The organism is Anabaenopsis sp. NIES-4685 (assembly GCF_059725405.1).
The window spans coordinates 609,379-625,602 of record NZ_AP043602.1 but is presented as its reverse complement, the minus strand read 5'-3'; the positions used below and the strand labels follow the sequence as shown (position 1 = coordinate 625,602).

The following is a 16,224-nucleotide window of genomic DNA, read 5'->3' as shown; positions in this document are numbered from 1 at the left end:
AGTGAATGGCTCTCAAACCGAGTTTATATAGATTTATATTGAGGAACTGATTATGGTGGCCACACCAGAAAAACAGCAACACACTCACGAGGAATTACCAAGAAAAGACCGGGTAGCCGTCTTACTTATGGGCTACGGTGAGGTAGAAAGCTATGAAGATTTTGCTAACTATAACGAACAAGCCTTAAATCTACTAACTGCAAAATTTGCACCAGTACCAACCTGGATTTATCCGCCCTTAGCAAAGCTATTGGCCTTATTTGACGGCCACGAGTGGGGACACACCCACCATGATTTTATTTCCCCACACAATGCCATTTTTGAACAGCAACGGGCTGGAATTGAAAAGAATTTGCAGGCTAAGTGGGGGGATAGTATCCAAGTTTTCAAGGCTTTTAACTTTTGCGCCCCCTTCTTACCTCACCAAGTTTTAGCAGAAATTCACAATCAAGGTTTTGAGAAACTCCTCATTTACCCTTTATTAGTTGTTGATTCCATCTTTACTAGTGGTATTGCAGTTGAGCAGGTTAACAATGCTTTGTCCACTGTTGCTCAGTCAGAAGAACACTGGGTGAAAGGACTGCGCTACATCCCCTCATTTTATAATGAAGCGGACTATATTGATTTGATGGCTAAACTGGTTGAGGAAAAGATTTCCTCTGACTTGGGTACAGCTTATTTACCTTCTCAAATTGGTATAGTGTTAATGAATCATGGCTGTCCCCACAAGGCTAAAGGGTTCACTTCTGGAATTACTGAAAGTCAAGCCCTATATGATTTAGTGCGGGATAAGTTAATTAACCGTTATCCTTTGATTTCTGTGGGTTGGCTAAACCACGATACGCCTTTAATTGAATGGACTTTACCTAATGCGGAGCAAGCTGCTAGTAATTTGATTCAATTGGGCGCAAAAGCAGTTATCTTTATGCCTATTGGTTTTGCCACAGAAAACCATGAGACTCTCTTAGATGTACATCACATTATTCACGCATTGGCGAAAAAGTATGCTAATGTGAGTTATGTGCAGATGGCTTGTGTTAACGATAATCCAGAGTTTTTGGCAATGGCGGCGGAATGGGCGAATGATCATATTGCTGAGTTAATGAATCAGGAAGCTATGGCGGTTAATCCCCAGTTGGCGGGAAGTCACCATCATCATCATCATCATTAGACTGGGAAACTTAATCCCCCCCTCCTGTGCAAGCTACGATATACACACAAGTAAAAAATTGTAGGTTGGGTTGAGGTTTTGGGAAACCCAACATCATTAGAAGTAGGTTGGGTTGCGCTGCGCTTAACCCAACCTACTTCTAATGAACTTTTTTAAGCTTGTCAGTCCAGTACGTTGCGCTACGCGACAACACACCCTACATAAATGGAGTAATTCAATCATTTGTGTGTACACCGTAGTTCCTTGCGGAAGAGAGGTTTTCCAGATACCTGAACCCATAGCTCAAGTTTCGTTGTTATTCTGAAGGTAACTAGAAAATTTGAATGCAACCGTCTTCGTAAGCAACAGTTTCAGGATGGAATGATGACACAACCTAACTTAACCCCGTCCATTGCTGTCAATATCCCAAATACACTCACACTTCAAGTTTCTTATGAGCAATTCGTTGATTTGGCACTCGCTAACCGAGATTTACAATTAGAAAGAACTGCTACGGGGGAGTTAATTATTATGCCACCTACCGGCAGTGATACTGGCAACAAAAACCTAGATATAGAAGGGCAGCTTTGGCTGTGGAACCGTCAAAATAAACTGGGTAAAGTTTTTGATTCTTCCACAGGTTTTCGTCTTCCCAATGGTGCTAATCGCTCTCCTGATGCAGCTTGGGTAGATAAACAAAGATGGGATGATCTGACTTTAGAACAGCAAGAAACTTTTGCGCCAATTTGTCCTGATTTTGTGCTGGAATTACGTTCTAAAACTGACTCTCTAGAAAAGTTGCAAGCTAAGATGAGAGAATATATAGAAAATGGTGCTGGTTTGGGTTGGTTGATTGACCGCAAAAATCAACGAGTGGAAATTTATCGTCGTGGTAAAAATGTGGAAGTTTTAGATCATCCTGTTAGTTTATCAGGGGAAGATGTTTTACCTGGATTTGTGTTGGATTTAACTGAGGTTTGGAGTTAAAATTACATGAAGACTTTCACGGCAATAATTTAGAGAGATTCACAGAAAAATCTTTATGTCGGTTATGTACATGGATTTCCTGGGGCGCATTCTCAAGGTGAAACTTTGGATGAATTACAGCAAAATTTACGTGAAGTAATTGAGATGCTGCTTGAAGATACTGAACTGATTTTTGAGAGAGAGTTTAAAGAAGTTGCTGAATTTTATTGACTGCGTTGATAATCAGAGAGGATGTTTTTTCTATTTCGGCTTTGGTGGTAAATTTACCAATACCAATTCTTAACGCTCCTTCAATCAGATTTTCTGCAAAATTCATCGCTTGTAAAACGTGAGATGGTGCAACAACACCCGATGAACAAACCGCACCTGTAGAAATGGCTAATTGATGGCTAACTCTCGCAATAATCGCACTATTAGGAATATTCGGGATAGAAATATGTAAGTTACCTGATAAACGGTGGTTTAAGTCTCCGTTAATTACTAAATCAGATATTTGTGATTGTAGCAAGTTTTGGAGTTGGTTTCGCAAAAGTGCGATCGCAATAAATCTTTTTCCATCTCCAAGCGTCTCCAGTGACAAGCTTCACCTAAACCAACGATTCCGGGGACGTTGAGCGTACCTGATCTGATTCCTTGTTGATGTCCACCACCATATATAATAGGTTGCAGGTGTTCACCTTTTTTGACGACTAATGCACCAACTCCTTTGGGCGCATAAAGTTTGTGTCCAGAAATCGCTAGATAGGTAATACCCCAGTCTTGAAAGTTGATGGGAATTTTACCCACTGCTTGGGAAGCATCACAGAGAAAAGGAATATTGTAGGAAGATGCGATCGCCCCAATTTTTGCAGTAGGATAAATTGTACCCACTTCATTATTAGCAGCCATCACACAGAGTAGTGAAGCACCATCAGCGCAGACTTTTTCCAGATGTTCTAAATCAATTTGAGCTTGTTGATTGACTTTTAACCAAACTATTTCAACTAACTTTTTTTTACCTAATGCAGCACAAGTATCTAAAACCGCCTTGTGTTCCACAGGGGAAACAATGATTTTGCATGGGTGATTTTGTTGGGAAACATATCCTTGAATGGCTAAATTAATGCTTTCTGTTGCACCAGAAGTAAAAATAATCTCCTTGGGGGAAGCATTGATTAATTCGGCTATTTGTTGACGGGTTTGTTTAACAACTTGTGCTGCTTCATCTCCATATATATGATCTACACTATTAGCATTACCAAAGGCATTAGTCATATAATACATGACTTTTTCGGCTACTCTCAAATCAACGGGAGTAGTTGCATGATAATCAAGGTAAATTATCTTTTCTTGTGTAGTCATTTTTTGAGGATTTTAAACGCAAAGGTACGCAAAGGTAACGCGGAGGTACGCAGAGTTTTTTTTGAAATAAAGCCAATACTCTTTTGAGCGGCGTTGTTGTATACTTTGGCTAATCCTGCTACTATTAAATCATCTTCAGCCTGTTCTAAATCTAAATCATGGCTACCCAAGAAGCGGTAAGTTGAGATGGTGCGATCGCCTATACAGTCCCATGCTTTTTGAAATTCTGTAACCGCTTGTTGACAAAGTTCTTCACTATATGCAAACCAAATTACTAGAGTCGGTTCATTATTTCTCAGCGTAAACCCAATTAGCACTAAAACCCTGAATAGTTGCTAAAGAACTTAATGGTTGGATAGTTTTTTTCGTAAGCATTAGTTAGAATTTCCAAATTTAATAAATCATTGGCTTGATTAACTTTCAATTCTGCAACAAAAGATTCAACATCATTTAACCATTTACTCTGAGAAACTTTTTGATGATAAATATCTAAGCCTAAATATTGCAACTTAACAAAATTAGAAAAATATTTTTCAGATGGTATATTATTAGATTTAGAAGAATTAACAGATTTTGTAGTTGGAATTAAATTCCATAGTTGATCATGAGCAACAAATGACCAAGGCAAATAATGATCTAATGAGATTTCATCCTTATTTAATTGAACTTGAGAATAAATACATTTAATATCCTGATGATCTAAAATAGTTTTCCAATATTTAGTTTGATTTGCTAAAGAATCTCTTTGTTGTGGCATAAATAATTTATTAACCACATTGGGAATACTAGGGTTTTGTTGCTGCATATAATTTAACCATTCCCAAGATACCCAACCCCTAACTATTGTGTAATTTTCTTCTAAATATTCTACCCAATCTGGATGTAAAATAATGGCGTTACAATCTTGCTGGTCTTCAGCGTTAAAGCAATACAAAGGCTTTTTTATATCAAATTGATTCTTAGCTAAATTAATAATAGCTGGGTTAACATCATAATCTTTTAATCCTCACGTTTTTTGTCAGTTTAAAAGCCATACCTGGACTACCTTCATTATAAAGTAAACTAGAAATATTAATGGTATTGCCGCCGTAATTTACCCGACTCGCATACTCCAAACAAGCAGCAACTATAATTTCTGCTGGTAAATTTGTTTTATTACCAATTTTAAACTGATAATTTTTACCAAAAGTACGAATTAAACCAAGTTCATTTAATTTATTTAGTAAAAAGTTTATTTAAATTTAAATGCTATTAAATAGCTAATTTTCTAGATATTTGCTTAAATTCAGTGAAAATCACGAACCCAAATAATATAAAAACCCCCGACTTCTCAAAGAAATCGGGGATCTGAGCCTCTCGGTGTTGACGATATCTAATCAACTCCTCGTAACTTACGAGTATTATCAACTAAACTCTGGGCAAATTGGTCAAATCTTTCCGAGAGCTTTTCATCTAATAGCTTACCTTCGGGACTAAAAGCACCCCAGGCTTTGCCAATAGCAATTTGTTCTGGTATCACCCAGCCATGTACCCCTCGGATAATCAAGCGTAGGTCATTAAGTGCATTGCTATTAGCCTGACCTCCCAAGACGCTAATCATCCCGGTCACTTTACCAGAGAGTTCATCAAAACTCATCAAATCCAGAGTATTTTTTAAAACACCACTCAGACCGCCATGATATTCCGGTGTGGCTAAAATCAAGCCATCAGCCCCAGTTACAGTATCACGTAACCTTTGCACGTCGGGATATTGGGAATAATCTTTTCCCCCATGACAAAATGGTAAATTTAACTGGCGCAAATCTAAAACTTCCACCTCAGCGCCCAAGGCTTCTGCCCGTTGTGCTGCTACTTGTAAAGCCTTCTGGGTGTAGGAATCAGGTCTTAAACTACCACCAATACCAACTATACTTACCATAATTCACCCATAAAGTCAAGATATTAATATAACACCACCATATAGTAAAGGCGGAGTCATTACGATTATGTTTATTTTATATATTACATATTTATATTTCTCTCGTCAAATGCCACAGAATCGGCCTGAACCACCATAGGAGTATATCTGAGGAATTAATACCCATCTGTCTGGGCTGCTAGGCGGGGAATTATGGGCAAATATTCCATACCCGGGCAAAGAAACTAGAGTTAGTGGGTTAAGCTTAGTCTAGAAGTTAGACTAGATAATAAAATAATAATTTCTGGTTAGAGTAATTTTTGCCGAAAACATAGGCATAAATTCAGGGCGCAGCTAATGCCACTAGACAAAGGGTAATTATTATGGAAAATGTCGGGAAAAAGTCATTGAGAAAACAGCGTACAGCTGCCTTAGTCGCCAGTTTACTGATGTTACCAGGTATTTTTATGGGTACTCCCGCCTGGGGGCAAAAAGCCGAGGGCGACTCCCTGACTTATGGTCAGTTAATTAATAAGTCTAAACAAGGGGAAGTAAAAAAAGTAGAGCTGGACGAAACCGAACAGATAGCCAAGGTTTATCTCAAGGGACAAGCTCCTGATGCACCACCAATAAGAGTCAGGCTGTTAGCAAAAAACACTGAGTTAATTAACACACTCATAGAACAAGACGTAGATTTTGGTCAGGTTTCCTCTGCTAACAGCAGGTTAGCTGTGGGACTGTTAATTAACCTCATGTGGATTTTACCACTGGTGGCTTTAATGTTATTATTCCTCCGACGCTCCGCCAATGCTTCTAATCAAGCCATGAATTTTGGCAAGTCTCGCGCTCGCTTTCAAATGGAAGCAAAAACTGGTGTCAAGTTTGATGATGTGGCTGGGGTGGAAGAAGCCAAGGAAGAACTAGCAGAAGTGGTGACCTTCCTCAAGCAACCAGAAAGATTTACTGCTGTAGGTGCGCGCATTCCCAAAGGAGTTTTATTAGTCGGCCCTCCGGGTACTGGTAAAACTTTGCTAGCAAAAGCGATCGCCGGGGAAGCTAGTGTACCTTTCTTTAGTATTTCCGGGTCAGAATTTGTAGAGATGTTTGTGGGGGTAGGTGCGTCCCGCGTCCGGGACTTATTTAAAAAAGCTAAGGAAAACGCCCCCTGCTTAATATTTATCGATGAAATCGATGCAGTGGGACGACAGCGGGGGACAGGTATCGGTGGCGGTAACGACGAGAGGGAACAAACTCTCAACCAACTGCTCACCGAAATGGATGGTTTTGAAGGTAACACAGGTATTATTATTATTGCTGCGACTAACCGCCCTGATGTCTTAGATGCAGCATTGCTCAGACCCGGACGCTTTGACCGACAAGTGATGGTTGACGCTCCAGACCTCAAAGGACGTGCGGAAATTTTGCAAGTCCACTCACGCAATAAAAAGATTGACTCTAGTGTATCCTTAGATGCGATCGCGCGGCGAACTCCTGGTTTTACTGGTGCAGATTTAGCCAACTTACTCAATGAAGCAGCCATTCTCACTGCTAGAAGACGCAAAGAAGCGATTACCATTCTAGAAATAGATAATGCCATAGATAGAGTCGTAGCAGGTATGGAAGGTACGGCCTTAGTCGATAGCAAAAACAAGCGCCTCATAGCCTACCATGAAGTGGGACACGCCCTAATCGGCACACTACTTAAAGACCATGACCCAGTCCAGAAAGTCACACTCATTCCCCGGGGTCAAGCACTAGGACTAACTTGGTTTACACCCAACGAAGAACAGGGGTTAATTTCCCGCTCTCAAATCAAAGCCAAAATTACCGCTACATTGGGGGGTGGCGCAGCCGAAGAAATTGTTTTCGGTCAGCCAGAAGTAACAACAGGTGCAAGTAATGATTTGCAACAAGTTACAACAATGGCCAGACAAATGGTAACACGGTTTGGGATGTCTGATTTAGGATTATTGTCCTTAGAAAATCAAAGCAGTGAAGTCTTCTTGGGGCGCGACTGGATGAGTAAATCAGAGTATTCTGAAAAAATTGCCGCCAAAATTGATTCTCAAGTCCGGGAAATTGTCAACAGTTCCTACCTACAAGCAAAACAACTATTACAAGATCACCGCGAAGTTTTGGAATATTTAGTTGATTTATTGTTAGACCAGGAAACTATTGAGGGTCAATTCTTCCGAGAAATCGTCACCCAATATACCAAAGTCACCGATGAAACACTAGTTGTATCTTACTAAGTACACATTCAGCTCGCCCACGCGGGCTGAATATTGTTTCACCCCCCCCATAAATTCCGCATCCTACCTAGGTATATAAATCAAAATTTTCAATACATCTCCCAGGAGAGAGGAAAAGCAAATCTAATTAATATTAGAGTCAGTTAAGGTTGCTGCGCTGAGAAAACAGCAATTAAAGGGGTGTAATTATGACTATAGCCATAGATGAAGAACTCCAAGCTAAAGTTGTAGAAAAACTGCATTGGGACGACCGTGTAAATGCGGCAGATGTCGGTGTAACTGTTGATCATACCAAAGTCACCCTACGGGGAACAGTACCTAGTTATCGAGCCAAAAGCATAGCAGAACAAGATACAAAAGAAATACCGGGAATATCGGAGGTAATTAATCATTTACAAGTGCAGTATCCTAGTACAATTCCTGTTCCCATAGATGAAGAAATCGCATCCAATGTAGCCAACGCTCTTAGTTGGGATCCAGATATTGATGCTAACAAAATTGATGTGAGCGTTATCGGTGGGTTACTAACTTTGCGGGGGACAGTAGACGCTTATTGGAAAAAATTTCAGGCGCAAGACATAGCATACGCCATTACCGGAGTAATTGATATTATCAATGAACTAGCTGTTGTCCCCACTAAGAGACCAGAAGATGAAGAAATTGCCAGAACTATTGAGAATGCTTTAGAACGCAACACCTTTGTTGAAGCTGAAGATGTCAATGTCGTAGTCGAAAATGGTAGAGTTACCCTCACCGGCTTTGTTCCCAATTGGGGAGCGTGGAGAGCAGCACACAACGCAGCTACCTATACTAAAGGAGTAGTGAAGGTGGTTGATGGTTTGGCTATTCGTTACCTAGAAGATCAAGAATTTTTGGGTGAAGATTAACCTGTACATCTACTTCCCATACTGTTATTGGATAATTGGGCAAATTTTATCCTCTTGCTGATCTGGTTTATGGTGCCATCCAGCCAGTAACTCCCCAATTTGTCCACGTAAAGTCAATAACTGAGCAATTTGGCTATCAATCCGGGACAGTTTTTCTACTAACTTTTCTTGAATTTCGCCACAGGGGGGTTCTCCTTGGTCATAAACAGCTAGAATATCGCCAATTTCTTCCAGACTTAGACCTAAACTTTGGGCTCTTTTAATGAAAGCTAACCGGTTGAGCACATCTAGGGAAAATTGGCGAAAACCTCCCTCTGTGCGTCCTGATGATTTGATTAAGCCTAAACTTTCGTAATAGCGAATTGTTCTGATGGCAATTCCACTCAGACTTGTTACCTGACCAATTAAAAACAGTTTTTTATCCTGATGTAACACGGTAGAGTTTACCCATTCTCCTGCTAACTATAACATCCTTCAGGACTAGGTACAAGATTCGGGTATCTATCTAGTAATTATTTTATATTTAATTAACAAAAAAATAACAATTTTATTCCCTCGCTTCAATGTGATATCAACAGAAGACTTATCTTGATTAATTTACTGGTACAACTATGTTTCTCGGTACTGAAATTAACCGTTTTTCCCAGATGCTCATGTTATTTCTAGATTAACCGCTTCACTTCAAGCGAAACTAGAACATGAATGTTAAGCAGAACCTGATTTCAACCCATAAACCGAGAATTTTTAATCATCCTGAACGTTTTGTTGAGGGATGGTACTGGGTGATACCATCAAAAAAACTGCGGGTCAAAGAGGTAAAGCCTGTCAAAGTTTTGGGTAGAGAATTGGCGATTTACCGTGGTAAAGATAAAAGAGCAGTAATCGTTGATGCTTACTGTCCCCACATGGGCGCTCACCTGGCTCAAGGGAAGGTTGAGGGTAATGAACTGCGCTGTTTTTTCCATCATTGGCAGTTTGATGAACAAGGATTCTGTGTTAATATTCCCTGTTTAGATCAGCCTATTGCCGTCAGGTTAAAAACTGGCCAACCGCTGAGAAATATGGCATGATTTGGGTTTGGACTGGAGACATACCCAAACAACCTTTACCCTTTGTTCCAGAGTTAGAAAACAAGGAATGTGATGTGGCTTTTGGTAATGATTTCTTGGTTAACTCTCACCCTAACGCGGTGATGATTAATCCTATTGATGCCCAACATTTTAATACAGTTCACAAACTAGCATCAAAAATTAATTTTGACAACCAAGAAATTAATCAAAATGCTATTATCTTCAGCAATACAATATCTATCGCTAAAAGTTCAATTTTATTCCGGCTGATTCGTCCTTTGTGTAAAAATATTGTCCAGAATATCTGCTATTGGTATGGTAGCACTAACATTGTGACAGTGCGGACGAATTTATTCCAAGTTCACATTATGGTGGCTCTACGCCTCTTGGAAGGGAGCAAATCTGAAGGTAAAGTTATACTGATTAGTCAGAAACGTGGGGATATTTCCGGTTGGTTATATAATCGCGTCTTGCTGTGGCTGACTAAAATTGCAGCTAGATATTGGATTAAAGATTATCTAAAAATTTTTCAAACCATTAATTTTGATTTGAAAACTCCCATCAAAGCAGACCATTCAATTATACAATTTGTTAACCATCTGGAACAACAAAAACCCCTGATGTTAAAGACTTGGCAATTAGCGCGATCGCACCGTGAGATCAGAGAACCCCCTGCAACGTGGCGCGATAGCAAATCTAATGATTAGTATAGGCAAATTTCTATAAAAATGAAGTGGCAGAGCCACTTCAATAATTCCCAGGTAGAACCTAAATATGAGTATAACAACTATCCCCAGGAGAAATCGTATAAATTAACACTAAATTTTTCACAATTTTTTCTTTTTTTCCCCTTGGAGTCAGTTCAAAATCGCGTTTGAAACTCCACTACAGCACGACTGTCATCCTCTAAATTAGTGGAAGCACGTAGACGAAATTGGTTACTAATTCGATAGTTTATACCCCACTGTGAAGGATCTTTGGCGGTCAAAATTTTAATATTGGAAACAGAAACCTTAGGAGAAATGTCAATACCAGCCTCTGCTGCCAATTCCAAGGTAGAATTGTTTCTTCCGGCTTCGGGATTCTGAGAAAGAATAGTCGGAAATATACGCAGTTCACTTAAGCCAAAAGCACTACCAAGCTCGTTAAAAGCTGACTGCAAATTGCTAAATACCGCAGATCCGGCAATATTAATCAGGCCTAAAGTAGTATCTCTACCTCCCTGACCACTGATCGACCCACCCCCCAACAAAGCGACAATTTCAGTTTGCGATCGCGATGGGCTGCTTGTCAGTTCCAGGACTTCATTTAATTGACTGGCAAAACCTTGGACATTGGCCTCAACTTGAACACTCTCTAAAGCTGCTAACCCCAAACCATTAGGGCGTGTGAAATCACTACTCTGAACTAGGTCTAGTACCTTAGTGACTAACCTCACATCTAATTCTGGGTCAAGGGGTTGACTACCTCTAAAGGTGGCTGTATGTTGGTAACCACGAGCCAGGTTAAACTGTGTAGTAAACAAATTCACCTGACCTTCTTCTAACCTAATAGTCCCATCGGGTATTGGTTTAGTAAAGGAACCGTTCACCGTTAAGTCACCTGAAGCCGTAAAGCTCAGAAGAGGTGGATTAATAATTGCGACATTTTTACCGAGTTCCAGAGCTAAATTATTAAATATAACCCCTGGACTGAGAGTAGGTTCTTGGAGAGAGGATGACCATTTCCGGGTAGAAGCTTTTGCAGCTTTACTATTTTTAGCATCTGGTGGGTTAGCAGCAGCTAATAAAACCTCACCGTTGAATAGATTCACTTGACCGCCAATTTCCGGGTTGAGAGCCGAACCAGTAATCTGTAAATTGCCACTAGCACCTCCTTGGTACAAGCCATCCAGATTCAAAACTAACTCACCAATATTAACAGTCAGGGGATTCTCCAAATTCGGTTGTGCATTGTTGAAAATGGGAATTTCTCCGGATGCTACGACTTTACCTCGGCTGAACTGACCTTCGAGGTTTTCTACTAAAATGCGGTCAAAATCAAACAGTACTTTTCCGGTAACACCTTTGACTTTTTCCGGTAGTAAATCAGAGGCAAAAGTAGCATTCTTTACCGAAGCAATACCATTTACTATTGGCTTTTCAAGAGTACCGCGCACTGCAATATCTACGTCTCCCTCGCCCCCTTCAAACACCGCCTGATTAGTCAACAGGTTTAATATTGCTAATCCCTCATTTCTCACCTGAACATCCAGACTAATTTGATTGTTATCTGGTAAGACTGAGGCAAAAGGTAACTGATAGGGGATACTGGCAGTAATATTAATTGGCTGGCTTTCCACAATAGAAACAGTGCTGCCAAAGTTGAAGCGTCCATCAGCATAACTGAAACTGGCTCTAGCTGACTCCACCGAAACCCCATTTAATGTTCCTTCTGTAACTTCCAAATCCCCTTTGGTTTGCGGATTAGCAATGCTCCCGGCTAACGCAGCACTACCATTGAGATTACCTGAAACACCAATTATTGGGAGCTTGAGGAAATTATTTACTAACTGTACCGGAAAATTCCTTACCCGTAATTGACCTGATTGATCATCACCGCCAATATTACCTGTAAAAGACAAAAGGCTATTGTCTACAGAAATTCGTAATGGTCTTAATTGCAAAATACCATTTTGGAAATTACCTTGGGCAATGATGTTGTCAAAACTATAAAAACGACTGGTTGCTTTTTTACCCCAGGTAAAATTTTCACCCTTCAAATTAAATTCTACTGATAAACCCCCGGGGTTGGTAGTATCTAAAGCCATCTCCCCCTCAAAAATTCCTTTTAAATCAGCCAAATCTGGTATAGGACTAGATTTGAGGCGTTCTTCAGCTTGTGCTGTCAACTCGGAATCGATTTTATCAAAGTGTTCCAGTTGGTTTAATAAAGGAGTCGTTTGACTTAATCCCCTGTGTTGAGTTGTCAAATCTCTAGCCGTACCATAGGTAGAGGGGATAACAGCACCCCCTTGTAAATCTGGTAATTCCAATATTTTCGCTACCGTGAGCACATCTTGAATATCACCCTGGGTGACATTCAACTTACCTTGGAGTTGGGGACCTTGGGGAGTTTGAGCAAAATTGCCCTGCATAGCATAACGACTCTGGCCTTTGACCAGTTCGCTGCTGATCACTGTAGCCTCACCATCACTATAGCGGAATTCCAACCCTAGTCGATCGCCCTTAATCCAGCCAACTTGTGGAGATACCACTGCTAAATTCCCTCTAGCTGTCAAAGTCTGTTGATTCAGAAGTAAATCCCCAGTCAACACCCCCCTCACCGTACCAGGACCTAGGCGCAGATTTGGCGATGGTCTCAAATTTAAAATGTCTAAAGGAAAGTTAGCCACCTTAACAGCCAAATCATCTCCTTGTGCTTCACCTGTAGCTAAGGACTGTTCCCGCTTAACTAAAAACCGTTGGGGGCGATTTTGAGCATCTAAGCTTAAGGCAATCCTATCTCTATTTCCCGTCAAATCTAAACTCAAACCTCCACCCCTAGCTGACTGAATATTTCCAGTTAACAAAGGTTCAAAAGCGACATTTTGTACAACCAAATCTCGTAAACCCACCTTTCCTGTCACATTAGGTAAAGGTAAATTCCCAGTGATTTGTCCTTGAAAATCCAGATTTCCCGCCACAGCCAATTGATTAGGCAGACTCATGGGTAAATCTTCTAGGTGATAATTTTCCGCCTGTACTTGGAGATTTAACTCAGTAATTTTCGGTATACCAGGCATTTGAGCATTAGTAAATATATCACCACTGATATTTAACCCAGTAGCAGTAGCTTGTTGAATAGCCAGCTTTTCACCAGTCCAAGTTACTGCCGCACTCAAAGGTCTTTCAATAGCAGGGAGACCGCGAGACAATTCCACCTGTCCCGACCCGCGCACATCAGCTAAAGTTGTAGACCCCAAGATACCGGACACCTCGAACTTACCAGCCAAATCACCGCGTAACTGGTCATTGAACCGATTTAATTCCACCCCAGCCGCATCAAATTGCACCTGATAGCCACCGTTAGCTACTTGGATATTAGCAGCCCTAATCTTACCCCCTGCAACATTTAACTGTCCTTCACCCTGTGCCTGAATGGTTGCTAGTCCAAAGGAATAAACAGACCCGGCTACATTTAATTGACCAGTTAATTCTCCCTGGAATTGAGGTGGTACTGCTAGCAACTGTTGCAAAGGCAGATTAGTAGTTTGCAGTTTTGCTCGATATAAACCATTAGCTAATTGAATCTTAGAAGCTGTTATAGTGGCACCGGGGAGACTCAGCCGCCCCTGACCAGTGCCACGTAAAGTGTTGAGTGCAAAGTTCTCTGTGTTACCTACTATTTGAAACTTACCCGCCAAGGAGCCATCCAAGGACGGGGGAGATTCTTTGAAGATGTCCGCTAGTCTCACACCATTAGCAACTAGTTGAGCGGAAAACTCTTGGTTTTGCAACTGGACATCGGAAACTGCAATTGTGCCCCCAGCAATGTTAATTCTGGCATCCTCGGTGCGAATAGTGGCAATTTGAAATGGTTCTACACTGCCTTTGAGGATCACACGACCATTAAACGCTGCGCCGGTCAAAGAGATATTTTGCAGTTGATTTTCATCTACAAAAGGTTTCAAGCCGACACTGGCCGCTTGCATATCCCCTCGCCAAAGCCCATTGGCAAAATTACCAGAACCTCGCACCATACCACCTGCCACATTTAAGAGTACATTGCGAAAGACGACAGTACCATCTGGGGCGAGAATGGTTTCACCGCTCGCAGGATAGGTGGCTTCATTGGCTCGCCATTTCACTAGAGTTTGCAAATTATCAGCAGCACCACTCAATTGGGCTGTGGCGGAAACAGTACCAAGAAATAATGTTTTCTTGGAGGGTAGTATTGTTTGATAAAGTTGTGCCATTACCTCCGGTGCAGCGCGAAGCGCAATCGCATCCCCGGAAATATTCTCAGCTGCAAAATTAAAATCTAATTGGGGTGTTGTTCCTAATGTAATTTCGCCAAATCCCTTTATTTTTCCACCAACTGCGGGTTCTGCCTGAATATTTCTCAAGCTAACTAAATTATTATGTGGAATAAATTCAAATTTAGTAGTAATATAATTAAAATCTATTTTATCAAGGGCGGTTTTGGCAGTGGATACTGACCCTGAGAGGACTGGTTTAGTTATGGGGCCAACTAGTTGCAAGTCAGCTTGTAACTGTCCCCTTACATCTACTGGCACTTTGATGTTGAGACTTTCTTGAGCATGGGACACACTGACAGTATTGACACGCCCTGTTAATTTAAAGCCTGTATCCAGGTCAATGATTCCTGTAGCTACTAGAGGAATTTTGCTGTAGTTACCAGCAACATTATCTAGTTTTATCTGCCTCCCTTGGAAGCGGATCAGCCCTTGGGTATTGAGAAAAGGTTGCGGTGTCTTGGGAATTTGCATTGTTACCCCTTGCAAGTGGGCAGAGCCGTCTAACACTAGCTTCCCTGGAATGCCACGCTGGGGCTGGTCTGGGGTGAGTTGAATCTGCAAGTTGCCATTAACTTTACCTGTTTGTAAGTCAAAAGGTAATTTGATCAGGTCGGTAATTTGATCTGCAGATAAATCTTGCGATCGCAGTTGTAATTTAGATGCTAATGTTTGGGGAATCACCTCTCCTTGAATAGCAACACTCCCCCCACTATCCGCTTCACCCCTAAGTTGAAACTTAATCAGTTGGTTTTTTTCTAAGAGTTGGGCAGTGCCATTAATTTGTGAAAATCCTACAGGAGTAATAGAAAATTTCTCAGTCTGATCTTGGACTTGATCATCTGCCGGTTGGGGTTTCAATACCAACTGGCCATTGCGAAACCGGAGTTTGTCTAAATCAGTTTTAATCAAACCTGCTTGACGAGGCGGCGAAATTTTAGTAGTAATCCAGCGCCCTTGATCATCTTGTTCAATGTAAATATTGGGGTTAACTAGGGTGACATCTAGCTGAAGTTGACGCTGAAAAATTAATTGCCACGGGTTAAAACCCACTTCCACAGCATCCACTACAGCTTGGTCTGGGTCTGTGGGTGTAGGAGGGATGCTAGATGCACCAAATTGTAACCCTGTCAAGGAAAAACCTGTAACTTCTCCCAAGTTGACTGGACGGTTGAGTGTGTTGGTGATGCTGGTTGCGGCTAAGGGTGTTAATTCTTTGTGGAGGAAATGCTGCAACCGCCATATACCACCCCCTGTTAACAAGGTCATTGGCACTAGCAACAGTCCGCTCAGGACAATGCTACCGCGACTCCAAGCGCCCAACCACAAACGCCTGGGGTGAGTCTTGTGGCGTTTCTTGTGAGGGGATGAATGGGAATGATCATTTTGATGGGGAGATTTACTCATTATGGTTTTGCTGATAGGGGAGCATGGCCTTAGCCATTGGCTGGATGTACCCGGTGACTAATGAAATAAATTCTTATCATTGGGGGCGTGGTGTTAGCCATCGCCTCTTCCAGGATACAAAACCTATTTTTCATTTGGGGAATGGGATTGGCACCCCCCCATATCAACAATCTGAATAAATTTAATCTTATAGCTGTCTGTTTTTCAGATGCACCG

At 41.2% G+C, this 16,224-nt stretch carries 12 protein-coding genes and 1 pseudogene; 5 read left to right on the top strand and 8 right to left on the bottom strand.

Features of this window, described 5'->3' with window-relative positions; genetic code table 11:
• The first annotated feature begins 52 nt into the window (after window positions 1-52).
• Together AC6IZ0_RS02855 and AC6IZ0_RS02850 are read left to right on the top strand one after the other, a co-directional pair.
• Window positions 53-1,171, top strand: a complete 1,119-nt coding sequence (locus tag AC6IZ0_RS02855) for a ferrochelatase (protein WP_497725002.1) — start codon at window positions 53-55, stop codon at window positions 1,169-1,171.
• A 363-nt stretch (window positions 1,172-1,534) separates the two neighbouring features.
• Complete coding sequence (locus tag AC6IZ0_RS02850) at window positions 1,535-2,137, top strand: Uma2 family endonuclease (RefSeq protein WP_497725984.1); 603 nt, start codon at window positions 1,535-1,537, stop codon at window positions 2,135-2,137.
• Between the two features lie 184 nt (window positions 2,138-2,321).
• Here AC6IZ0_RS02850 and AC6IZ0_RS02845 read toward each other — a convergent pair whose 3' ends face one another.
• The 6 genes from AC6IZ0_RS02845 to AC6IZ0_RS02820 all read right to left on the bottom strand — a co-directional run bounded on the left by AC6IZ0_RS02845 (window position 2,322) and on the right by AC6IZ0_RS02820 (window position 5,396).
• Window positions 2,322-2,666 (bottom strand): hypothetical protein, encoded by a 345-nt coding sequence (locus tag AC6IZ0_RS02845; protein WP_497725001.1) that lies wholly within the window; start codon window positions 2,664-2,666, stop codon window positions 2,322-2,324.
• Window positions 2,618-3,478: a cysteine desulfurase family protein gene (locus tag AC6IZ0_RS02840; protein WP_497725000.1), complete on the bottom strand. Its 861-nt coding sequence runs from the start codon at window positions 3,476-3,478 to the stop codon at window positions 2,618-2,620. The genes AC6IZ0_RS02845 and AC6IZ0_RS02840 overlap by 49 nt, the downstream gene beginning before the upstream one ends.
• Entirely contained in the window at window positions 3,475-3,795 is a 321-nt protein-coding gene (locus AC6IZ0_RS02835) for a hypothetical protein (protein ID WP_497724999.1), read from the bottom strand. Before AC6IZ0_RS02835 ends, AC6IZ0_RS02840 begins: the two co-directional genes overlap by 4 nt.
• Complete coding sequence (locus AC6IZ0_RS02830; protein ID WP_497724998.1) at window positions 3,795-4,412, bottom strand: HNH endonuclease domain-containing protein; 618 nt, start codon at window positions 4,410-4,412, stop codon at window positions 3,795-3,797. The genes AC6IZ0_RS02835 and AC6IZ0_RS02830 overlap by 1 nt, the downstream gene beginning before the upstream one ends.
• A gap of 55 nt (window positions 4,413-4,467) precedes the next feature.
• On the bottom strand, window positions 4,468-4,641 hold the full coding sequence (locus tag AC6IZ0_RS02825) for a DUF4007 family protein (protein WP_497725983.1): 174 nt from the start codon (window positions 4,639-4,641) through the stop codon (window positions 4,468-4,470).
• A gap of 209 nt (window positions 4,642-4,850) precedes the next feature.
• Window positions 4,851-5,396 (bottom strand): NADPH-dependent FMN reductase, encoded by a 546-nt coding sequence (locus tag AC6IZ0_RS02820; RefSeq protein WP_497724997.1) that lies wholly within the window; start codon window positions 5,394-5,396, stop codon window positions 4,851-4,853.
• A 362-nt stretch (window positions 5,397-5,758) separates the two neighbouring features.
• On the opposite strand from AC6IZ0_RS02820, the gene ftsH reads away from it, so the two are divergent.
• Window positions 5,759-7,627: an ATP-dependent zinc metalloprotease FtsH gene (gene ftsH, locus AC6IZ0_RS02815; protein WP_497724996.1), complete on the top strand. Its 1,869-nt coding sequence runs from the start codon at window positions 5,759-5,761 to the stop codon at window positions 7,625-7,627.
• A 188-nt stretch (window positions 7,628-7,815) separates the two neighbouring features.
• Complete coding sequence (locus AC6IZ0_RS02810; RefSeq protein WP_271733515.1) at window positions 7,816-8,514, top strand: BON domain-containing protein; 699 nt, start codon at window positions 7,816-7,818, stop codon at window positions 8,512-8,514.
• Between the two features lie 24 nt (window positions 8,515-8,538).
• Here the strand turns inward: AC6IZ0_RS02810 and AC6IZ0_RS02805 are convergent, their stop codons facing one another.
• Window positions 8,539-8,949 carry a heavy metal-responsive transcriptional regulator gene (locus AC6IZ0_RS02805; protein WP_497724995.1) on the bottom strand — a complete coding sequence of 137 codons (411 nt, stop codon included), beginning with the start codon at window positions 8,947-8,949 and terminating at the stop codon, window positions 8,539-8,541.
• 263 nt (window positions 8,950-9,212) lie between these two features.
• Here AC6IZ0_RS02805 and AC6IZ0_RS02800 point away from each other — a divergent pair.
• Window positions 9,213-10,291, top strand: a pseudogene (locus AC6IZ0_RS02800) (aromatic ring-hydroxylating dioxygenase subunit alpha).
• 155 nt (window positions 10,292-10,446) lie between these two features.
• Here AC6IZ0_RS02800 and AC6IZ0_RS02795 read toward each other — a convergent pair.
• Entirely contained in the window at window positions 10,447-16,008 is a 5,562-nt protein-coding gene (locus AC6IZ0_RS02795) for a translocation/assembly module TamB domain-containing protein (RefSeq protein WP_497724993.1), read from the bottom strand.
• Window positions 16,009-16,224: the final 216 nt, after the last annotated feature.

Excerpts from the sequence above, each read along its gene's own strand:
- AC6IZ0_RS02820 (WP_497724997.1), bottom strand. The coding sequence starts at position 5,396 with ATGGTAAGTATAGTTGGTATTGGTGGTAGTTTAAGACCTGATTCCTAC.
- AC6IZ0_RS02810 (WP_271733515.1), top strand. The coding sequence starts at position 7,816 with ATGACTATAGCCATAGATGAAGAACTCCAAGCTAAAGTTGTAGAAAAA.
- AC6IZ0_RS02840 (WP_497725000.1), bottom strand. The coding sequence starts at position 3,478 with ATGACTACACAAGAAAAGATAATTTACCTTGATTATCATGCAACTACT.
- ftsH (WP_497724996.1), top strand. The coding sequence starts at position 5,759 with ATGGAAAATGTCGGGAAAAAGTCATTGAGAAAACAGCGTACAGCTGCC.
- AC6IZ0_RS02850 (WP_497725984.1), top strand. The coding sequence starts at position 1,535 with ATGACACAACCTAACTTAACCCCGTCCATTGCTGTCAATATCCCAAAT.
- AC6IZ0_RS02855 (WP_497725002.1), top strand. The coding sequence starts at position 53 with ATGGTGGCCACACCAGAAAAACAGCAACACACTCACGAGGAATTACCA.
- AC6IZ0_RS02795 (WP_497724993.1), bottom strand. The coding sequence starts at position 16,008 with ATGAGTAAATCTCCCCATCAAAATGATCATTCCCATTCATCCCCTCAC.